The sequence below is a fragment of the Vibrio ishigakensis genome (genome assembly GCF_024347675.1).
GTDB classification, from domain to species: Bacteria; Pseudomonadota; Gammaproteobacteria; order Enterobacterales; family Vibrionaceae; genus Vibrio; species Vibrio ishigakensis.
Genome location: NZ_AP024882.1, coordinates 1,337,413 through 1,358,768 on the forward strand (window position 1 = coordinate 1,337,413; position 21,356 = coordinate 1,358,768).

The following is a 21,356-nucleotide window of genomic DNA, read 5'->3' on the forward strand; positions in this document are numbered from 1 at the left end:
TTCTGAACTAGATACAAGAAAAAACGGTCACATTTGTTGTGACCGTTTTGTTTTATAGGGCATCAAATTGTGCTTTGGTGATGCCGTAATAGAGCTTGTCGTCAAAGCCTGTTTCCAACTTGTAATAGTTAGTCATGCGGCCTTCTTGGCGATAGCCACATTTCTGTAGTGTTTTGTATGAGCCAACATTTCCAGCATAACAATCAGCGCAGATCTTATGTGCTCCAAGCTCGCTAAAACCGAGCTCAGTTAGTATTTCACATACTTGGGTGGCGATACCTTTTCCCCACGCCTTAAATGGCAACTGATAACCCACTTCGTAGTTTCCTTGATGAAACATAACTTGGCTGAGGGCGCACATGCCCATGTATTCGCCTTGCTCATTGCGTATCACAAAGGTTGGGCTATCTGGCCATTTATTATCTGCTAGTGATTGCTCTGTATTCTCGATTATAGGAATGAAAAAAGCCTGATAAAGGGACTCATCGGCAGGCGCAAAGAAGAGATATTTGTTTACGCGTTCATCGTCAAACATAGCGATGATGTCTTTAAGATCTTCTTGCTTGATAAGGGCAATGCTCAGGTTGTCTTTGATGCTTACTGCTTTGCCTTGTTTTAGTTCTGTATATGACATGGTTACCTCGTTATTTGCTCTGCAGTTTAGCCAAAGTTGTTAGCCTAATATTGAATAAACGCGACAGATTAGTCCTCAAAGTCGCCATAGATGTCTATGGTTAGGTCACGTTTCTTTAGATATCCGGAAGGCGTTTTATTAACGAGTTGCTTTAGGGTTCGAATCAGGTGTGATTGGTCGCTAAAACCGTATTGCTGTGAAAAATCTGCCCAATCGACTTCTTTTTCTGTCGAATGAAGATCCAAAACCATTTGCTCGAGTCGCATCATCTGTAAGTAGGATTTTATGCTGAGTCCTACTTGCTGTTTAAAGGCTCGTTCCAAAGTGCGGCGAGAGCAAGCGCATGCATTGGCAAGTGCTTCAACCTCTGCGATTTGTTGACTCTCAACTAGTTGTATCGCTTTGTCTACTAAAACAAAGGGTTTGTTGCTCGGAGGGACAATATTAAGTGAATCAAGATGGGTTTTGATAGCTTTGGTTATATCTTGTTTTGATTTCAATTTAAGTAAATTGGATCTGAATGAAGTTGGGAATATGTTTTCAAGCGCAGTAGGCCACGCACACTGATTTAGCTGCAAGGATTCATTACCGTTTAAAAGGTCAGCAGTGTGAGGCTTGAAGGTGATGCCAATGCGCTTTAAAGGAGGGTGATCCTCAAGAAGTAGGAGTTTGTCGCTTATAGAAATAAGGTGAGATCCATTACCTGAAAACAGTTCATCTGAGGCACGATACGCATAGGCTTGTTCATGGGGAGTGATTAGCAGGTGAGCCCTTGGATTAGGGATCAGATAAGGCTGAGTCTCGATGGTGTCATTGTCACCAATTTCAAGATACCAAACCTGATGGATGAGCCATTCAAAGCCACGCAAGGACTGTTTCCAGGTGATCATTACTCGATTTTACCTTGCTTATCACGTATCTCTACGAGCAGTGCTTTGACCTCTTGTAACTCCGCTTTTAATTCTTCATGTTCCGCTGCTAGGTCTTCGTTATCTTCTTCACTCATAAACCAGGTGGCTACAAAGCCGGTAAAGGTACCGAATAGGCCTACACCTGCAGTCATTAAAACACTGGCGACCATTCGGCCTTCGGTAGTAACAGGGTAGTAATCTCCATAGCCTACCGTAGTGATGGTCACAAAAGCCCACCAAAGTGCATCTCCAGCCGATTGTATGTTGGATTCATCTACGCCGCGTTCGAACTGTAATATGCCTATGGCGCCGAATATCACCAACAGTACCGAAATACTGGCAACGATACTAAAGGTGCCTTCCCTCCGATTGCGGAACAGGTAGTAGAGGATGATCTTAGAAGAGCGTATGGCGCGCAGCATCCGCATGAAACGAAACAGGTGAACAAAGCGGCCATATCTGAGGGCGTCCACCATAGGGATACTAGACAACAGATCTATCCACCCCCATTTCATGAACTTGAGTTTGCTTTCGGCGCTATAGAAACGAATACCAAAATCGGTAAGAAACACCATGCACACAAGGGTGTCGATAGTCCTTAGCAGGTCTTTAACGTCTGCTGGAAGGACAAATGCGTTCTCAACAAATAGGGCGCACAGTACGTAGACTGAGAGGATAAGAGTGAAGAACTGAAAGGGGCCGAGTTCCTGCCGTGCTTCTGAACGCTTTGATTGTTCCATCTGATATTACCTTCCTTCGAACGCCTTTATAGTAGCAGGATTGGGTTGAGAAACCCTAAATATGTACTGTTTACAGTCGCTTATACTTGATTTCTATTGGGAGTAGGCGCCTTTTGTCTAAGTAATACCGAAGAAACTTTTATGTTTCGTATAAAAAAACACCATTAATTCGATGAGCTGGGTTGGATAAGATAGCAACCAATCGAGGCAATGAGCGTTTGCTTCCCTTACATGGATTGTTCTTTCACTAATTAATCCAGAGAGTTGCTATGAAATATCTACTGCCATTGTTTGCTACCTTTGCCTTAGTAGGCTGTGATGACACTATTGATTTACAAAGCCCGAACACACCGCCTTCTATTGAAAACCCGATCCCAGTAGACCCTGATTTTGGTATTCCGATTGAAGGTGAAGAAGAGGGTGTTCTTTATTATTACGAGGATGAACAAGGTCTTGGAGAGTTTACTAAGAATGGTATTGTTGTGGCGACAACTAACATGAACCTTGAGCTTATCGATGTGGCTGGTGAGAGAATTGGCACTGTTACTCACTGGAACAGGGATTCTGAGCATAGACCTGTAGGGTTTATTTTTACTTTTGATCAGCGTTTCTATTTCGATGGTCAAGTGTTTGAACCAAAGTACCAGGATGGTAGTGGTTACATGGAATATCATACTGACCGAGATGTTTATGATGGAGCCGTCACTATAGCGCCTCTACCGTTCGATCATTAACGCCACAAACTCAAGCTAAATTAAGTTAACTTATTGAAAAACAGCACTAAGCTTAAGTGACATTAGAAAAGGGAGCACTAATGGACCTTAAGCTTTTGCAAACCTTTAAAGCCGTGTATGAGCAGGGATCGCTATCGAGTGCAGCTGATCTATTAGATGTTACTCAGCCGGCAGTCACCGCATCGATCAAGAAGCTGGAAACCTCCCTTGGCTATCCGCTATTCGTTAGACGTGGGCGCAGTATTTGTGCAACAGCCGATGCGACGTCTCTGTATGAAAAAATCTCGAAGCATATAGATGCTATACAAGCATCACTGGCTCCAAAGCAATGTCTAAATGTTTATGCTTCAGAGAACGCCTTTTTCCTTCTAGGCGATGTCCCGAACATTAATCTAAAAGAGTCGCCAGCCTATGAAGAGCAGATCTATGCGGACTTAAGAGCTGGTTTGGTCGATATTGCTGTCGATTATTTTTCTTTAAAAGAGCAGGCTTTCAATTACCAACCAGCATTCGTCGAAACCTTAGTTGGAGTGCACAACAGCAAGTCATCGTTTAGCTATGAGGAGTATATGGACGCCACGCATATCTTAGTGAATATTCGTAGACACAATCAGAGTATCGTTGAACTGTTCGGTAAACTGGGCAGGCGCGAAGTGGGGTCAACAGCAAACGGCACGACCAATGCGATCATTGCTGCGAATAGAACGAACTCAGTAACGGTTACCACCAGTAGTTTGGTGTCGTTTGCTAAGCAACTAGGCATGGTGTCGTTTGATTTGCCATTTGAAACTAAGACTATCTCTTTAGAGATGACCTATCACAACCGATACAAAAATGACCCTCTATTTAAGAGAGTCATTGAAGATATAAAGAAGGCTTTTTAGCGAATGGTGACAGCGGTGCCGCTCGCTGAAACCATCAGCATACCATTGTCTTTACCCAGAACTTCATAGTCGATATCGATTCCCACAACTGCGTTAGCGCCTAATTCCAAGGCTTTGTTTTGTAGCTCTTGCAGCGCGTATTCACGTGCTTTTTCTAGTTCTTTTTCATAGGTACCGGAGCGGCCACCGACGAAATCACGAATACCGGCAAACATGTCTTTGAAAACATTCGCACCCAAAACCGCTTCTCCTGCGACCACACCGTGATATTGAAGTATGCTTGAACCCTCTACACTGGGTGTTGTTGTCATTAACATATTGAGCCTCTTGAAAAATTTAACGAATATTGACTTGATTCTAGTTGGTTTTTACCTCTGATTACACATAGAATTTAGCAAACGTTTTCTCCATGATTGAAGGCCTGTCATGTCCAAATTATTCAGCCTAAGCATCATACTTTTGAGCTTATCTTTTTCTGTTTTCGCTGAAGAGCAACCAAAACACTCCGAAACACCGATCCTCGACAGACCGTTAGTGGAGCGCTATATCCTCGATGAGCTAAAAGCACTGAGACACGATCAGCAGGATTTGGAGCGTCGCCTGACCATAGAGATCACGGACCGTGAGTTGGAAGTGGCAGACAAATCTCTCAACTACGCCAATATTACCATCAACTATTTCTTCTATTTTATTGCAGCAGTTGCGTCACTGATTGCGGTACTCGGTTGGCAATCCATTAAAGATATTAAGCAGAACACCAAAGAGATGGCAGACCGCCGTCTTGATAAGATCACTAAAGACTATGAGAAGAAGTTCTTAATTCTAGAGCGAGATCTAAGACGTAAGACTCGAATTATTACAGAGAACAACCGCGAGATTGAGATCATCAATGAGGTGCATAACCTTTGGATGCGCGCGCAAAATGCGCCAACACCAGAACAGAAGATCACGACCTATGATGAGATCCTTAAGATTCGTCCAGGTGACCTTGAAGCACTGGCACACAAAGCGGATGCTGCCATGGAAATGCGTGAATACCACTGGGCCATGAGTATCTGTAACCGCGTTCTAGAAGTAGATGACAAGAACGCCCACGCCCTGTATCAACGTGCTTGTGCCTATGCAAGATTGGGCGTTGAGAATCAAGCCATCTATGATCTTCAGCAGGCGATTGAGTCTAGTGCTTCAATGCGAGAATTGATGGTTGATGAGCCAGACCTTGAGTCACTGCGCGGAAACGAGAAGTTCGATGAGATGATAGAGCCGATACTTCACGAAAGTAACAATTAATTTTTCAAGCCTGAACTCATGGTTCAGGCTTTTTTCTAGGAGTAGGGATGATTCCAGTAAATACCTCGATAGTCTCAGGTGTCGCTTTGTCTAAGATAGATGGCGAGACAAAGATGCTATTGATGAAGCGCGTTAAGGGCGGGTTTTGGTGTCACGTAGCAGGCTCGATGGAGGCGGGTGAGACAGGCTCGGAGGCGATAGTTCGAGAGTTTCATGAAGAAACCCAGATCGAGGTGAGCGATCTCTACAATGCGCAGTTTCTGGAGAAGTTCTTTGAGGCAGAAGTGAACGTTATGCAGCTTATTCCTGTGTTTGTGGTGCTGTGCCCTGATAATCAGGCTGTGACCCTTAATGAAGAACATACTGAGTATCGCTGGTGTACTTTGAAAGAGGCGTTAGAGTTAGCCCCATTTCCTAATCAACATGCGGTGTTTAAGCACGTTTGGCAATACTTCGTTGAACGGCTGGCAAATCCGCTGTACCGAGTGGAGCTGAACTAGATGCAGGAGCTCAGCGGTGGTCGTAAAGGGTCGATATTTAAAACTGAGGATGCGGTAAAGAGACCATTGAACCCATGGTCTTCGAGTGTCCATAAGCTTCTCAAAGCGTTTGAACAGCAACAAATAGAAGGCGTTCCTAGGGTTTTGGGCACTGATAAAAACGCTGAGTACCTGAGTTTTGTTGAAGGAGACACTTATAATTATCCGCTTGTTGGCAACGTGGCAAGTATTCAAGCAATTGAGAGTGCGGCAAAGCTACTCCGGACAATCCATGATGCTTCAAAGCCTCTAGTGGATGAGTTGAAATCTTGTAATTGGATGCTGCAAACCAGAGAGCCTGCAGAGGTGATATGCCACGGCGATTTCACACCATACAACGTTGCGCTTCAAGGGAATATAGTCGTTGGCGTATTCGATTTTGATACAGCGCACCCTGCGCCACGCATCTGGGATCTGGCTTACTCCGTCTATTGCTGGGCACCCTTTAAAACTGACCCAAGCGACCGGCTGGGAAATATAGATGAGCAGATTGCTCGTGCTAAATGTTTTTGTGATAGCTATGGTGTAGAGCGGGAACATAGGAAGTTGCTGCAGAACGCAATGGTCTCTCGGCTTCAGTCGCTGGTGGACTTTATGCAAAACGAAGCGAATAAAGGAAACCCTCAGTTTATTCAGAACATCCGAGATGGGCATCATCTCTCTTATTTAGAGGATATCGCGTATATCCAGAGTAATAGCCAGCAAATCTTAGATGGGCTTTGTGTCGATTAGCGCAAAGCATTTGGTCATCATATTGTCACTGATAAGACATGCTTCTTTCATCTAACACAAGTTAAATGGCGTCAGACAAAAGACGTACAACAGGAAAGTAAGATGTCAGATGCAGAACTAAACCTTCAAGAGTTTGACCTAGAGCTTGATGTTCCAGAGCTATATCTTGAAGAAGATTTGGACAGCATTGATTGGCTTGATCTACTGCCAACTCAAGAATAATCACCAAAACAGAACAATTGAAAGGGACGCCAAGGCGTCCCTTTGTCGTATAATTAAGGGAGTAGATATTGACCCGACTCTAGCTTATTACACCTTCATACATACGAAGGCTTTACATCTGAGCGCTGACAAGGAACAATCCACGTCAGTTTGAGTGAGACAGAACGATTAAATATGAGCAACACCACAGGTAAAACCTCGAACCCACTATTCGAGATTATTTTTAACGTAATTCTTCCTTCCTTCATCCTGATGAAATTCAGTGGGGAAGAGCACCTAGGCACAGTTTGGGCTTTGATCATCGCCCTTGCATTCCCAGTAGCTTATGGTGGTATGGAGCTGATCCGCGATAAGAAGTTTAACTACATCTCAGCTCTTGGCTTTGTGAGCGTGCTGTTGACCGGTGGTATCGGTCTGCTTGAGTTGGATACTCGCTGGCTGGCACTAAAAGAAGCTTTGATTCCTGGCCTGATTGGTCTAGTGGTTTTGGGCTCGACCTTTACCCGCACACCACTGATGCAAAAGCTTATCTTCAACGGCACTGTGCTTAACATGCCACTGATTGAAAAGCACCTTAAGGAATCAGGCAATGAGCGCGCGTTTCAAAAGTGCCTGATGAACTCTAATTATCTGTTTGCCAGTACTTTCGCATTCTCATCTGTGATGAACTACATCCTAGCGACCTACATAGTGACTAGCCCTGCAGGTACTGTGGCTTTCAATGAAGAGTTGGGTAAGCTGACCCTGTATAGCTATCCGGTGATCGCTATCCCAAGCATTCTGATGATGCTGGGTACTTTCTACTATGTATGGAAGCAGATCCGTAATATGACCTCGCTTGAGACTGAGCAGATCTTTAATCAAACCAAATAACCATGCGTAAATACCTTGCTCTAGCCCTGTTGGCAGGAACTGCTCAGGCGAATACCTTGTATGAAGTCAAAGCCCACGTGACAGAGCAGGGCAAAGAGATGACATTCCCAACCTTTGAGCTGCAAGATGATGGTAGGGTAGCAAGCACAGAAGTAGGGGGCTGTACCTACATCGCGACCTTGAATCATTATGTGCAAAACACCCTAACTCTCAGTGCGACTATGGCTTGCAAGGACGAAGAGAGTAGAACCATGCCAGCATTTATTCTGAACAAGAATAGTGATGGTGCCAGCTATGAGTTGGAAGATGACGGTAAGGTGGTTTGGAAGTATTCGGTTGAAGTCGACGCCGTAGATTAACTAAGGGACGCATTGAGCGTCCCTTTTTGCTATTTGGCCTTCAGGCTAGCACCGCGACTCGCAATCACGTCTTGGTACCAGAAGAAGCTCTTCTTCTTGATACGGGTTAGCTCTCCGTTACCTTCATCGTCTCGGTCTACATAGATGTAGCCGTAACGCTTACTCATCTCGGCGGTAGAGTTCGCTACCAAGTCGATAGGACCCCACGAGGTAAAACCCATCAGATCGACGCCGTCTAAGATGGCTTGATGAGCTTGAACTAGGTGATCGTTAAGGTATGAGATGCGATAGTCATCAAAGATCTCACCGTTCTCTACTGTATCTTTCGCACCCAGGCCGTTCTCTACGATAAACAAAGGCTTTTGGTATCTGTCCCATAGGAAGTTAAGCAGGATACGTAGCCCTTTCGGGTCGATAAGCCAGCCCCATTCACTCTTCTCTAGGTGCGGGTTTGGCACGCTGTCGACGATATTGCCCACTTCTTTTTGCATAGGATCAGCCGACGCACAACCGCTGGCATAATAACTAAATGAGATAAAGTCGACGCTGGCAGAAGCGATGATGTCTAGGTCGTCAGGAAGCATCTTGATTTCGATGCTGTTCTCACGGAAGTAGCGCAGCATATAGCCTGGGTATTTACCGCGTGTTTGCACATCACCAAAGAATAGCCATTGGTTGTTTTCATGCATGGCTGCTAGTACATCGTCTGGATGACAGGTGTAGGCGTAGTTCAGAGCGCCCAGTAGCATATTCCCTATCTTGGCATCAGGGATGATTTCATGACACAGGTTTACCGCTTTAGCGTTTGCTACAAGCTGGTGGTGAATAGCCTGATAGATCTCTTGCTTGGTCGCATCTTCTTGCAGACCGACACCAGTGAATGGCGCGTGCAGGGACATGTTGATTTCATTAAAGGTAAGCCATAACTTCACCTTCGAACCAAAGCGTTCAAACACGGTACGTGCGTATTTTTCAAAATAGCCAATAACGCGACGATCGCTCCATCCATTATACTTCTCTACCAAATGATACGGCATTTCATAGTGTGACAATGTCACGAAAGGCACCATGTCATGCTTGGCAAGTTCGTCGAAGATACGCTCGTAGTAAGCAAGACCTTCCTCATTTGGCGCTTCATCGTCGCCGTTAGGAAAGATGCGCGTCCATGCAATTGATAAACGTAGGCAGGTAAAGCCCATCTCTTTGAATAGGGCGATATCTTCTGGATAACGATTGTAGAAGTCGATAGCGAAGTCTTTAATACCCGGTGTACGCTCTTCACGAGTTTGGTGTGGGCTGAGAATACCATTCGGAAGCATATCGGCGGTAGAGAGACCTTTGCCGTCAGTAAGGTGAGAGCCTTCAACTTGGTTGGCCGCGATAGCGCCACCCCAGTGAAAATGTTCTGGAAATTGAATCATGGTTATCTCCGATGATTTTTATTGTTTTAGGTATAGTTCAGCGAGTGTTACTTCGCGATGTGATTTAGAGTACTCCTCTAAATCCATATTTGTTTGATCTGACACCAAGGTTAGGCAGAGTGGGGCAAAAGTGCATCACTGATATAGTCGATAAATAGGCGTAAGCGACCCGGCATATATTTCGTTTGCGCATACTGCATCAAGATATTGCCGTGGTAACTGCTGGTAATGGTCCAGTCTTCTAAAACCTGCACAACCTCACCATGCTCTAGAGCATTCTCCACTACAAAGTCATGAAACAGCCCAATGCCAAGGTGATTCTTTACACCCTCGAAGCGCAATTGCGCTTGGTTTACTGCGTATCGCCCTGATACTGTTACCGACTGCGACTTATCCTCTTTGTGAAAGGTCCACACGTTATCGTGTTCCGTCTCGGCTAAGTAAAGGCAGTTGTGATTGAGAAGATCGGAAGGTTGCTCTGGCTTGCCATGTTTCATCAGATAAGGCTTGGAAGCGCACAGCAGTAGGTGCGTTTCACCGAGTTCTTTTAGTACTAAATGCTCATCCGGTTGCTCTGAGAGTCTAAACGCAACATCGATACCTTGTTTTTGGATATCTACTGAGCCGTCAATTGCACGCGCTTTGATCTGGATATCAGGGTACTTCTTTAGAAAATCGATAATGAGAGGTTGAAGCACTATGCTAAGCAAAGCCTCAGGTGCAGACACCAAAATACTGCCTTTTGCTTCTGTATGACTCTGTGAGGAGAGTTCAACCGCTTGTTCTGCGGCATTTAGCATCTGGATTGCTTGCTCATACACCTTTTCTCCCTCTTCTGTGATGCGAAGATTGCGGGTAGAGCGCTCAATTAGCTTTACCGCCAGCGCTTTTTCTAGTCGTGTGATGGTCTTTGAAACAGCAGAGGGCGTCATAGCTAAGCTATTGGCAGCATTAGTAAAATTTCCCTGTTGCACCACTAGGGTATAGGTGGCGAGGTCGGGCAACAGAGCGAGAAGCTGGGTGGTTTTCATTATATGTGCCTGTGATTCACAAATGATTTTCCATTGAGGGCATTATACTCCCAACGGCTTTCAACTAGAATCTCTTTACACTGTAAATCAGGAAAAGATTTTGGACTGAACTGGAGCGTTTCTCCGGTTTGGAATCCCCCTTACAATCTCGTTGACACAAGGATCATAGAATCATGTCTTCTGCGTTTTATAACCAAATTCAACAACAAATCGAAGATGTAAAAGCTGAAGGTTTGTATAAGTCTGAGCGTGTTATCACCTCACAGCAACAAGCTTCTGTTTCAATCTCAACTGGCGAAGATGTTCTAAACTTCTGTGCAAACAACTACTTAGGTCTTGCTAACCACCCTGAGCTAATCAAAGCAGCTCAACAAGGTATGGACCAATACGGTTTCGGTATGGCTTCTGTACGCTTTATCTGCGGTACTCAAGACATCCACAAAGAGCTTGAGCAAAAGCTTTCTAACTTCCTAGGTATGGAAGACACCATCCTTTACACCTCTTGCTTCGATGCGAACGCAGGTCTTTTCGAAACCATCCTTGGTAAAGAAGACGCGATCATCTCTGATGCACTAAACCACGCTTCGATCATCGACGGTGTTCGTCTATGTAAAGCAATGCGTTTCCGCTACGCGAACAACGACATGGCTCAGCTTGAAGAGCAACTTATCGCAGCGACTGAAGCTGGTGCTCGCCACAAGCTAATCGTTACTGACGGTGTATTCTCAATGGACGGTGTGGTTGCAAACCTACCAGCTATCTGTGACCTTGCTGACAAGTATGACGCGCTAGTAATGGTTGATGACTCTCACGCAGTTGGCTTCATGGGTGAAACGGGTGCAGGTACACACGATTACCACAATGTGATGGATCGTATCGACATCATCACAGGTACTCTAGGTAAAGCTATGGGTGGCGCTTCAGGCGGTTACACCTCTGGTAAGAAAGAAGTGATCGACTGGCTACGTCAGCGTTCTCGTCCATACCTATTCTCTAACTCTGTTGCTCCAGCAATCGTTTCTGCATCTCTAAAGGTTCTAGATCTTCTACAACAAAGTGGTGATCTTCGTGCCAAGCTTTGGGAAAACTCTGCACACTTCCGTACTCGTATGGAAGCGGCTGGTTTCACCATGGGCGGTGCTGACCACGCTATCATTCCAATCATGTTGGGTGATGCTAAGGTTGCAGCTGAATTTGCTGAGCGCGCGCTAGCAAAAGGCATCTACGTAATCGGCTTCTCTTTCCCAGTAGTACCGAAAGGTCAAGCTCGTATCCGTACGCAAATGTCTGCAGCGCATTCTCGTGAACAACTAGACCGTGCAATCGATGCATTCATCGAAGTAGGTCGTGACATGGGACTGATCAAATAATGAAAATCAAAGCTCTATCAAAACTGAAGCCTGAAGAAGGCATCTGGATGAACGAAGTCGATATGCCTGAAATGGGTCATAACGACATCCTAATTAAGATCAAGAAGACCGCTATCTGTGGTACTGACGTTCATATCTACAACTGGGACGAATGGTCACAAAACACCATTCCTGTACCTATGGTTGTAGGCCACGAATATGTGGGTGAAGTGGTTGCTATCGGTCAAGAAGTACGTGGCTTTGAGATTGGCGATCGCGTATCTGGCGAAGGTCATATCACATGTGGTCACTGCCGCAACTGTCGTGGCGGTCGTACGCACCTTTGCCGTAACACTATCGGTGTGGGTGTTAACCGCACTGGTTCTTTCTCTGAGTACCTCGTGATCCCAGCGTTTAACGCATTTAAGATCCCTGAAGGCATCTCAGACGAGCTAGCCTCTATCTTTGACCCGTTCGGTAACGCGGTACACACTGCATTGTCTTTTGACCTAGTGGGTGAAGATGTACTGATCACGGGTGCTGGTCCAATCGGCATCATGGCTGCAGCGGTAGCTAAGCACGTAGGTGCACGTCACGTTGTTATCACTGATGTGAACGAATATCGCCTAGACCTTGCTCGTCAAATGGGCGTAACTCGCGCAGTTAATGTAGCAAAAGAAGACCTGAAAGACGTAATGGCTGAGCTAGGCATGACTGAAGGCTTCGATGTTGGCCTTGAAATGTCAGGTGTTAAGTCTGCGTTCAACACTATGCTAGAAACCATGAACCACGGTGGTCGCCTTGCACTACTAGGTATCCCGCCATCAGACATGGGTATCGACTGGAACCAAGTAATCTTCAAAGGTTTGGTTATCAAGGGTATCTACGGTCGTGAGATGTTCGAAACTTGGTATAAGATGGCGTCATTGATCCAATCTGGCCTAGATATCTCGCCAATCATTACTCACCACTACAAGGTTGATGACTTCCAAGAAGGTTTCGACGTAATGCGTAGCGGTCAGTCTGGTAAAGTTATCCTAGATTGGGAATAAGCTATTAAGCTAAACCAATAGTTTTATAAAGCCACCTCGTTTGAGGTGGCTTTTTTGTATTTATTATATGGGACGAAGTTAAGTATAAAAAAGGTAGGTTTAATAGTATGTTCATAATTGAAATATAGAATTGCGCGCTTGCGTATATTTATACAGCCCATTAGTTTGATATTAGTTGAGTGTTTAATATTCTTGGGTGAGGGAACATCTTGAGTATTTTTGCCATTTCTTTGGTTGTCTTTTCAGCCTTGCTACATGCAGGTTGGAATGTGTTGGGCAAATCCAGTTCGGGCTCGGGCTATTCATTTGCCCTCGGCGCTTCATTTACACCTTTTCTACTTCTTTCACCTTATCTGTACTGGTGCTTCACCGTTGTTGGATTTACTAATGTAGGCATAGACTTTTGGTGGCTGTTGCTGCTGAGTTGCCTCGGGCAAGCCGTGTATTTAGTGTGCGTTATTAAAGCCTATCAACAGGGTGATGTGGGCATGATGTACCCTATCATTCGTGCACTGCCAGTGCTTATGGTTGGGTTAGGCACTGTCTTTATCGGACAAGTGTTGACTGCAAATGCTTGGGTGGGATTCTTGATACTCACATTAGGGTGCTTGTTGGTGCCACTGAGACGAACCAGCGAGATTCGATTAAAAGCCTATGCCAATATAGGGGTACTGTGGGCATTTGTAGCTGCGTTAGGGACGACGGTCTACTCTATTGTGGATAATGAGGCTTTGCATTGGCTTCAACATCAAACCTCTGGCTTAACAGATAAACACATTGCGATATTTTATTTAGGTCTGCAGTTTCTGGGCACCTCTACTGTAATACTTCTTTGGCTATTAATTAGTGGAGATAAACACGAACTCAATCAAGCCACTAAATACTGGAAGCGATCATCCATAGCTGGAATTATGATGGGACTTACCTATGGCATTGTTTTATATTCGATGACACTGGTGGATAACGTCAGTTATATTGTCGCGCTGCGACAGGTGAGTATCGTATTTGGATTGTTCTTGGGGATATGGCTTCTCAATGAAAAGTGGTATCTGGTGCGCGGATTAGGGGTGTTGCTTGTGCTAGTGGGGTTAATCGTCGCGTTGGTCTAGAAGTTGTTGAACAGGATCTCTAAGCGAAAACGTATGCTCGCCTCTTCTATGAAGTCTTCTTTATAGTCACGATACCAGTTGTACTCTGGAGTAATCTCATAATAAAGCCAGCTGAACAAGATGTTATGGCGGTAGGTCATACCGATGAGGGTATTGTTGATAAACAAGCCTGGGTCATCGGTTGCTGTGGTGCTTACCACATAATTCATCGCTTGGGTTTTAGAGAGGTACTGGTATAGGGTAAAGCCTGTGCCCATATCCCAAATGCCTTCTCTATCGTCATAGTCCCAGTTGTATTCAGCAAAAGATGTCCAACGTAGCAGGAAATTTTTGGTCAGTGCAAAGTCGAGGTCAAACTGTGTGGATTCACCAGTAACCTTCTTTTTTTGATACACTTTTTGCGTAATACGCAGGGTATTATTGATGGTGAGCGGGTAGGTGAACTGATATCGTGCTTCGATGCTTGGTCTAAAGGTCGCTTTGAAGTTGAAGCTACTGTAGCCTTTTCGAATCCAGTCGTAGCGAACACCTATACTGCTTTCGAGCTCTTCAGCACTGCGGGGAAAGAGGTCGAACAGGTCGTCTTCACCGTCTGACTCAATGACTAGCTTGATGCGTTGGTTTACCCTAGGCAGGTTAAACTTGGCGTCTAGCTTAGTGTCGTATTTGAAACCGTCAATCTCGAAGTAGGTGAAGTCGTTTTTCCATCGTACACTGGTTCCTGCTCGGGCATTTTCGGTAATTCGTTCATCCACAAAGAAATTATCGAACCAAACAGCGGGTTGGCAAAACTTCGTATTCAGATAGTGGTAAGCTTTATTTAGGGCTCTGTCGTCACTCGGTTTACTCAGGCACTTCTCTTCACTGTCCTGTGCAAAGCTAGGAGTAGAGGACAGGCTAAAAAGAAAGGTTAAAGCGAGTAGTACCGACCGCAAATTTCATCCTTAAAGTACGCAAATCAATAATTTAAATGTAACATCAATTCATAGAGTGATTGATTTAATTTCAAAATGTTAGAAAAAGAAAATCTTATAAAGCTGGCGAGCATGAAGATGCCATTTGGAAAATACGCGGGTAGGGTGCTTATTGACCTACCTGAGGAATACCTGCTTTGGTTTGAAAACAAAGCAGAGTGGCCAAAAGGAGAGTTGGGGCGATTGCTTCAGCTTTGCCTTGCTCTCAAGATTGAAGGCCTAGATTCAGTGGTGAAACCTCTAAAAGCCGATTATCGAGGTTAATATGCAGGACGTACTTCAAACCGCGACACCACTTTATATCCAGATCACTCAACTGCTTCAGGCCCGCATCGACAAGGGCGAACTTGCTGCTGGGTCTAAACTTCCATCTGAAAATCAGCTAGTTGAGAGTTTAGGTGTTAGCCGAGTGACTGTGCGAAAAGCGTTGGCTCAGCTGGCTGAGATGGGATATACGGTCTCTGAGAAAGGGCGAGGTACCTTTGTTGCTTACAGAAAGCTCAAACATAACTTCGCGCAGCTTTCTGGTTTAACCGAGGCAACTCAGGGCTCTGGCGCTAAAGCGAGCTCTCAACTTCTAGAATTTGATGTTCAACCAGCTAAGTTAGAAATAGCCGACAAGCTTTCGATTTCAGAAGGGGAAGCCGTTATCTTCTGTGCGCGCTGCCGCCTTCTTGATGAGCAGGTGGTCTCTTACGAAGAATTTTATATTGCACAGCACTCTTTGCCGCATATGACCGAGAAAGACATGCTGGGCTCTAAGTTCGAATACTTTAGAAATCATCAGGTAGAACTGACTCGAACTAAACAAAACCTCAAACCTATTTTACCAAATCGAAAAATAAGCCAGATTTTGGGTGTAAATGAACATCAGCCGATCTTGGTTAACCATTCACTAAACTATGTGAATGATAATCAAGTGTTTGAATTTTCGACGGTTTACTACAATCCAGACCTATATGAGTTTGAGATTGATGCCCAGAGTGACTAGCTAAAACTGTCCATTATGGAATATATCGTCCAAAATGATTGGGCGATTCACTCCTTTTTCTCTTATCAAGAAATCCGTAATCTCCTCCCCAACAAAACATCGTTGCTAACTAAGCAACCGCAAGACGTATCAAACAAAACATGGGAGGGGCGTCGTGTCTCATCAAATCATTAAAGATCTAACAAAACGTTACACTGCTAAAAAATACGATGCGAACAAGCGCATCTCGGCAGAAGATATGGAAGTGATTAAAGAGGCGATCCGTCTATCGGCATCATCTATCAACTCTCAACCATGGAAGTTTATCGTTCTTGAGAGCGACGAAGCGAAACAACGTTTCCACGATTCTTTCGCAAACATGCACCAGTTCAACCAACCACATGCAAAAGAAGCGTCGCACACTATTCTTTTTGCACACAACCCTAAGTTCACTAAAGATGACTATCGTAAAGTGGTTGATGTTGAGGTTTCTTCTGGTCACCTACCAGCAGAGATGTACGACAACATGCTAAACGGTGCGTTTGGTTTTGCTGAAGCTCAAACTAACCAAGAAGGCTTCAACGGTCAGTGGACTAAAGCACAAACCTATATCGCACTTGGTAACACGCTACACACTTTGGCTCGTCTAGGCATCGACTCTACTCCAATGGAAGGTGTTGACCCTGAGCTAATCGGTGAAATCTTCAAAGATGAGCTAGATGGTTATGTGTGTGACTTCGCACTTGCTCTTGGTTACCACCTAGAAGGTGAGGACTACAACCATGGCGCACCAAAGTCGCGCCTACCAGCAGAAGCGGTAGTGACCACGCTTTAATCAATCAAGGCTAGTACTTTTCTAGCCTTTTTTGTTTATACAATTTATCTTGTGGGGTTTAGAGCAGCTTAAGATAGTACTCGCCTTGGATAGCCTCATAGAATGGGTCGTATTAGTATCCAATTAAAGTGGTTTCCTTCCGAAAATAGACTTACATAGTTGCGTTTATCTCAATTTATACAATGCCTAGCCAAGTGCTAGGCTTTTTTATGCCTCCAACTTGACCTCCAGTATCATAACAGTTGCTTTTGGTTGTTTCTTAATCGACAAAACAGTGTTCATAAGCTCATTCTCATACAAAATTAGATCTGCATCCAATTAATTTGTATTAACACTTTACAGTTTGTTGGCAATAAAACATATTCATCGCATAGATTTGTGATTATTTGTATTCACATGTGCCCATTTAAGTCATTTTCAATTGAGCTTAAACAGGCGCTTAAAAATTATCCTGACTTTTGTTGATGTGGTGTTTCTATGACTTTTATCCAGAAAAATCATGACCTTGATCTTCCTGATTGGGGACCGTACTCGAAAAACTTTGTGGGTGTTGCCCACGTTGCAAATAAAGAGCGAGGTCTAAGATTTGACCTTGCTGTGATGCCTGGCTATTTCCGTCGTCAGATGGTGGTGCCAAGCGAAAAATGGGAATCTGGTGTGCATACTTGGGAGGCCGCGCCGAATCTAGAGTATTACAGCTACCGCTATGAGATTGCTTGGAAGGACGAAGTGTACTGCGACATGTCAGTGTCTGAGTCTGGTGACGAGTGTCGTTTGATACGTTGTGATTATCATAACAACACCGACGTTACCCAAAACCTAAACTTGCATCTAGCCGCAAACTTGAACTACCCAATGACCCCCACCAATATGGGCTATCACGATGTTCCAATGGACTTGGTAGAGGCTGTACTGCCCATTGGTGCAATGATCATAGATGCGGTTGACTATGATGAGTTGCAGTTTGAAAAAACCTTGCCAAGTCATAGCAATGTTGAGAGTGGCTTCAAGCGTGGTGAAATTCGAGGCAGCAACTTGGTGAATGCAAGTGGTGTCGCATGTGATTTTGCTGCAAGCGTTGGTGACTGGGTACGTTACAACATAAAACCGGATAGTGAGCAAGGCTTCGACGATGCAATCCTTGTGGTTCGGTACTGTGCAAAGCAAACCGCTCAATTTAAAGTAACAGGGGATGTTGACGCTGAACTTATTCTGGATGCCACAGGAAATGACTTTAAGTTGGCTGAGCTTCCACTGGGTCCTGTACCTCAGCCAGGCATTCAGTTGACTCTGACTTCAATGACTGAGCAGGGAGTGGTGCTAGATAGCTTGGTTGTGGTCGAAAAATCCTTGGTAGGTGAAGTTCGATTCCAGCCTCAGGTCGATAACTATACGCCAGAAATTGTCCGTGTGGGAGAACACGGTGTGGTTCTGAAATACAAAGATTCTGATTCGTACTATGGCATAGCATGGAAACATGACACCTGCTGGGTGAGACAGATCCTAGGCAGTGATTTGGAGCGCTCCTTGCGCCTGTTTGTACCCAATACCTATATGGAGATGATTGAGGGTGACGGCAAGGGCCATTACCTCAACCCTTTTATTAGCCGAATTGGTGTGGATAGCCACTCTTCAAAGGTGGTCTATTGTCAAGTTTCCTCAGGGGATAAAGACAAAGTACTGGCAGACATTAAGCAATTCGTGGAATCGAGTGAAGAAAGGCTTGAGCGTATTTATGAGACAGCTCGAGCAAAGCGCGTTCAGCAACCAACGCTTCCGAGCGGAGAAACCTATCAGTTTAGTCAGCAGCGTATGGCCGCCACTGAAATCCTTAATATGGTTTACCCGGTATACACACGTCGCCAGTATATTAAACATAATGCACCGGGCAAATGGTGGGATTGTCTCTACACCTGGGATTCAGGCTTCATTGGCATGGCGCTGCTCAATTACGATGTAGAGCGAGCTAAGCAAACGCTAGAAACCTATTTGGTGCCTGAGGGAGACAGTCACGCAGCTTATATCAACTTCGGCAGTCCTATCCCAACTCAGATCTATCTACTGCAAGAGATCTATAACCAAACCTCAGATTTGGATTATTTGAAGAAGGTCTACGGCAGCGCGAAGCAGTACTACATGTATTTAGCAGGACATGCGCCGGGCTCAACCACCAATAACATGCAATCAAATCTGATTCGTACCTGGGATATTTTCTGGGAAACCGGTGGCTGGGATGATTATCCGGCCCAGAAATACACCATGGGTGGAGCGTTAGAGCAGCACACAAATCATGCGGATGGTGACCTAAGAAGGACCACGGTATGTGCAACCAACTCGGCTTATACCATACGTGCTGGTCGTATCTTGCGCGATGCCGCCAAATCTCTTGGGTTAGAGGATGATGTGCTTCGTTATGAGCAAGATATCCAACAGATTTCTGAGGGTCTTCAAACTCACTCATGGGATGCAGAGGCCCAGTACTTTAGCTATGTACTGCATGACCAGGAAGGTAAGCCATATGACAAGTTGAAAACACCGGAAGGTCTCAACTTTAATATGGGTATGGATGGCATCATGCCATTGATTGCAGGTGTATGTGACGAAGAACAAAAGCAGGTCTTACTCAATAGACTGAAGTCTTTTGATCATCTGAGAACACCTATCGGTATCACCTTGGTGGATCAGCAAGCCCCTTATTATAAGCACGACGGTTACTGTAACGGTTCGGTTTGGATGCCGCATCAGTGGTTCTTCTGGAAAACCGCACTTGATCTAGGCGACCATGAACTGGCCGAGCAAATTGCTAGCACAGCTTTGAAATTGTGGAAGCGTGAGGTTGAGAGTACATACCTTTGCTTTGAACACTTTGTGGTTGAGTCTGAGCGAGGCGCAGGTTGGCACCAGTTCAGTGGCCTTACTTCTCCGGTTGTAAACTGGTTCAACGCTTACCATGTTCTGGGCAAACTCACTACAGGTTTTGATACTTGGGTGGAAGCACAGGAATTTGATGCGAGCCATACCTCGTTGAAAGCGACTATCCGCGTCAGTGCAAACTCTGAAAACAGCCTAGTGTTAGTGAATCTCGATGATAGCTTTGATTACGTGGCGACTTGGAATGAAGAGCTGGCCCAGATCAACAAACTTGATTCAGGCACACTTGAAATACGCTTGCCGTATAGCCCAGATGCGGGTCGATTGGTAATCAGAAAAAAATAACCAAGCAAGTTTTTGCTTGATGAATAAGTACCTCTTTGCTCGTTGAAGAGGTGCTTTTTCTTGCAACCTAACTAATGCCAAGCGGCCTTTATAGACTGAGTCGCTTTGAACTTAAAAAAATTGCTACAGGAAGTTGTCAGTATGGCAAGTGATACGTCAAAAAGTTTACGTAACCTCGTTATTTATCAAGTGTGGATCCGAAATCACGGAGAAAACGGCACCTTTAAAGGGGTTCAAGCTGATTTGCAGAGAATTAAAGACCTAGGTGCCGATGTTATTTGGTTGATGCCGGTTCAGCCTATTGGTGAGATTAACCGAAAAGGTAGCTTGGGTTCCCCTTATGCCATTAAAGATTTTCGCGGTATCAATCCAGAGTTTGGCACCTTGGAGGACTTTAGAGAGTTGATAGATGCTATCCATGATATGGGGATGAAAACCATGCTTGATATCGTGTTTAATCACACCTCTCCAGACTCCATACTGCGAGAGAAGCACCCAGATTATTTTTATAAAACCGATGAGGGTAAATACGGCAATCGCTTGGGGGAGTGGGCCGATGTAATTGATTTAGATTACTCTAACCTTGAATTATGGGATGAACAGATTGATGTATTGAAGTATTGGGTGGGGCTAGGCATTGATGGATTTAGGTGCGATGTAGCGCCTATTGTGCCGATTCCATTTTGGAGCAAGGCACGACAAGAAGTTAGCAAGATCAAAGATGACATTATCTGGCTAGCAGAAAGCGGACATCCAGGTACAGTGGAAGGCATCAGAAACATGGGTATCGACTATGTGTCGGATGGTGAAAACTACGTTGCTTTTGACATCACTTACGAATACGACTCTTACCCTCACCTCATAAACTATCTTGAGGGCAGGGCGAGCTTACATGATTACCTAGAACGCCTCAGAATTCAGGAGGGGATCTATCCTGAAAATTACGCCAAGCTGAGATTTATTGAGAATCACGACAAACCGCGAGCTAAGGCGCTGATACACAATGAATCGGACTTAAGAATGCATATGGCATTTAATAGCTTTTTAAAGGGCCCAATGCTGATCTATGCAGGTCAAGAGGCGAAAGCTGAACATGCGCCTAGTTTGTTTGATACCGACATTATTCGGATTACCGAACTCGATGAGGAATTTGTGCAGTTTTATCAGCGCTTAACCTCGATTAAGAAGAATGAAGCCCTAGCTCATGGTCTGTATCGAATTCGAGACACAGATGTGTCAGGAGTCGTATTCACTACCTATGAATATCAAGATAGCTTGATTGCCGGCGTGTTTAATATTGAGCAAAAGTGTGGCCACCTAAATTTAGGCTTGAAAGATGGGGTCTACAAAAATCTGATTGATCATGCCGAGGTAGTTATCAGTGAAGGTAATTTAGCTCTAGGGGGGAAACCGGTGATCTTCGAGATAAAAGAGGTTGCTCAAGAAGCGATAGAAAAAGACTTCTACGTCTAAGAGGCTGA

22 protein-coding genes are annotated in these 21,356 nt (G+C 44.8%); 15 read left to right on the forward strand and 7 right to left on the reverse strand.

What is annotated here, in order from left to right; genetic code table 11:
- Positions 1–52 precede the first annotated feature (52 nt).
- The 3 genes from Pcarn_RS19895 to Pcarn_RS19905 form a co-directional block, all read right to left on the reverse strand.
- Entirely contained in the window at positions 53–634 is a 582-nt protein-coding gene (locus Pcarn_RS19895) for a GNAT family N-acetyltransferase (protein ID WP_261836063.1), read from the reverse strand.
- A gap of 68 nt (positions 635–702) precedes the next feature.
- Positions 703–1,524 (reverse strand): helix-turn-helix transcriptional regulator, encoded by an 822-nt coding sequence (locus tag Pcarn_RS19900; protein ID WP_261836064.1) that lies wholly within the window; start codon positions 1,522–1,524, stop codon positions 703–705.
- Entirely contained in the window at positions 1,524–2,285 is a 762-nt protein-coding gene (locus Pcarn_RS19905; protein WP_315972689.1) for an ion transporter, read from the reverse strand. Before Pcarn_RS19905 ends, Pcarn_RS19900 begins: the two co-directional genes overlap by 1 nt.
- 269 nt (positions 2,286–2,554) lie before the next feature.
- Here Pcarn_RS19905 and Pcarn_RS19910 point away from each other — a divergent pair, with 269 nt between their 5' ends.
- Together Pcarn_RS19910 and Pcarn_RS19915 are read left to right on the forward strand one after the other, a co-directional pair.
- A complete protein-coding gene (locus Pcarn_RS19910) occupies positions 2,555–3,019 on the forward strand; it encodes a hypothetical protein (RefSeq protein ID WP_261836065.1) in 465 nt (154 codons plus the stop codon).
- Between the two features lie 80 nt (positions 3,020–3,099).
- On the forward strand, positions 3,100–3,903 hold the full coding sequence (locus Pcarn_RS19915; RefSeq protein ID WP_261836066.1) for a LysR family transcriptional regulator: 804 nt from the start codon (positions 3,100–3,102) through the stop codon (positions 3,901–3,903).
- On the opposite strand, the gene Pcarn_RS19920 is transcribed toward Pcarn_RS19915, so the two are convergent.
- Positions 3,900–4,220, reverse strand: coding sequence for a heavy metal-binding domain-containing protein (locus Pcarn_RS19920; protein WP_261836067.1), 321 nt, complete (start codon positions 4,218–4,220; stop codon positions 3,900–3,902). The two genes, Pcarn_RS19915 and Pcarn_RS19920, sit on opposite strands and share 4 nt — an antisense overlap.
- A 109-nt stretch (positions 4,221–4,329) precedes the next feature.
- Here Pcarn_RS19920 and Pcarn_RS19925 point away from each other — a divergent pair, with 109 nt between their 5' ends.
- From Pcarn_RS19925 to Pcarn_RS19945, 5 genes are all read left to right on the forward strand, one after another.
- The gene (locus tag Pcarn_RS19925; protein WP_261836068.1) at positions 4,330–5,193 is read left to right on the forward strand and encodes a tetratricopeptide repeat protein; all 864 of its coding nucleotides are present in this window, start codon (positions 4,330–4,332) and stop codon (positions 5,191–5,193) included.
- 47 nt (positions 5,194–5,240) lie between these two features.
- Complete coding sequence (locus tag Pcarn_RS19930; protein ID WP_261836069.1) at positions 5,241–5,693, forward strand: NUDIX hydrolase; 453 nt, start codon at positions 5,241–5,243, stop codon at positions 5,691–5,693.
- Positions 5,694–6,464, forward strand: a complete 771-nt coding sequence (locus tag Pcarn_RS19935) for a phosphotransferase (RefSeq protein ID WP_261836070.1) — start codon at positions 5,694–5,696, stop codon at positions 6,462–6,464.
- Positions 6,465–6,860: 396 nt separating this feature from the next.
- Positions 6,861–7,559, forward strand: a complete 699-nt coding sequence (locus Pcarn_RS19940; RefSeq protein WP_261836071.1) for a VC0807 family protein — start codon at positions 6,861–6,863, stop codon at positions 7,557–7,559.
- A gap of 2 nt (positions 7,560–7,561) precedes the next feature.
- Positions 7,562–7,918 (forward strand): hypothetical protein, encoded by a 357-nt coding sequence (locus Pcarn_RS19945; protein ID WP_261836072.1) that lies wholly within the window; start codon positions 7,562–7,564, stop codon positions 7,916–7,918.
- Positions 7,919–7,947: 29 nt separating this feature from the next.
- Here the strand turns inward: Pcarn_RS19945 and Pcarn_RS19950 are convergent, their stop codons facing one another.
- A complete protein-coding gene (locus Pcarn_RS19950; RefSeq protein WP_261836073.1) occupies positions 7,948–9,339 on the reverse strand; it encodes a glycoside hydrolase family 1 protein in 1,392 nt (463 codons plus the stop codon).
- 110 nt (positions 9,340–9,449) lie between these two features.
- Positions 9,450–10,370, reverse strand: coding sequence for a LysR family transcriptional regulator (locus Pcarn_RS19955; RefSeq protein ID WP_261836074.1), 921 nt, complete (start codon positions 10,368–10,370; stop codon positions 9,450–9,452).
- 173 nt (positions 10,371–10,543) lie between these two features.
- On the opposite strand from Pcarn_RS19955, the gene Pcarn_RS19960 reads away from it, so the two are divergent.
- The 3 genes from Pcarn_RS19960 (at position 10,544) to Pcarn_RS19970 (ending at position 13,880) form a co-directional block, all read left to right on the forward strand.
- Positions 10,544–11,740, forward strand: a complete 1,197-nt coding sequence (locus tag Pcarn_RS19960) for a glycine C-acetyltransferase (protein ID WP_261836075.1) — start codon at positions 10,544–10,546, stop codon at positions 11,738–11,740.
- Complete coding sequence (tdh, locus tag Pcarn_RS19965) at positions 11,740–12,771, forward strand: L-threonine 3-dehydrogenase (RefSeq protein WP_261836076.1); 1,032 nt, start codon at positions 11,740–11,742, stop codon at positions 12,769–12,771. Before Pcarn_RS19960 ends, tdh begins: the two co-directional genes overlap by 1 nt.
- A gap of 209 nt (positions 12,772–12,980) precedes the next feature.
- Positions 12,981–13,880 carry an EamA family transporter gene (locus Pcarn_RS19970; RefSeq protein ID WP_261836077.1) on the forward strand — a complete coding sequence of 300 codons (900 nt, stop codon included), beginning with the start codon at positions 12,981–12,983 and terminating at the stop codon, positions 13,878–13,880.
- On the opposite strand, the gene Pcarn_RS19975 is transcribed toward Pcarn_RS19970, so the two are convergent.
- Positions 13,877–14,815 (reverse strand): hypothetical protein, encoded by a 939-nt coding sequence (locus Pcarn_RS19975; protein WP_390904499.1) that lies wholly within the window; start codon positions 14,813–14,815, stop codon positions 13,877–13,879. The two genes, Pcarn_RS19970 and Pcarn_RS19975, sit on opposite strands and share 4 nt — an antisense overlap.
- A gap of 75 nt (positions 14,816–14,890) precedes the next feature.
- Here Pcarn_RS19975 and Pcarn_RS19980 point away from each other — a divergent pair, with 75 nt between their 5' ends.
- From Pcarn_RS19980 to Pcarn_RS20000, 5 genes are all read left to right on the forward strand, one after another.
- The gene (locus Pcarn_RS19980; RefSeq protein ID WP_261836078.1) at positions 14,891–15,118 is read left to right on the forward strand and encodes a DUF3820 family protein; all 228 of its coding nucleotides are present in this window, start codon (positions 14,891–14,893) and stop codon (positions 15,116–15,118) included.
- A gap of 1 nt (position 15,119) precedes the next feature.
- Positions 15,120–15,845 carry a GntR family transcriptional regulator gene (locus Pcarn_RS19985; protein ID WP_261836079.1) on the forward strand — a complete coding sequence of 242 codons (726 nt, stop codon included), beginning with the start codon at positions 15,120–15,122 and terminating at the stop codon, positions 15,843–15,845.
- Positions 15,846–15,999: 154 nt separating this feature from the next.
- The gene (locus Pcarn_RS19990; protein ID WP_261836080.1) at positions 16,000–16,659 is read left to right on the forward strand and encodes a nitroreductase family protein; all 660 of its coding nucleotides are present in this window, start codon (positions 16,000–16,002) and stop codon (positions 16,657–16,659) included.
- A gap of 477 nt (positions 16,660–17,136) precedes the next feature.
- A complete protein-coding gene (locus tag Pcarn_RS19995) occupies positions 17,137–19,875 on the forward strand; it encodes an MGH1-like glycoside hydrolase domain-containing protein (protein ID WP_261836081.1) in 2,739 nt (912 codons plus the stop codon).
- A gap of 141 nt (positions 19,876–20,016) precedes the next feature.
- Positions 20,017–21,348, forward strand: coding sequence for an alpha-amylase family glycosyl hydrolase (locus Pcarn_RS20000; RefSeq protein WP_261836082.1), 1,332 nt, complete (start codon positions 20,017–20,019; stop codon positions 21,346–21,348).
- Positions 21,349–21,356 lie beyond the last annotated feature (8 nt).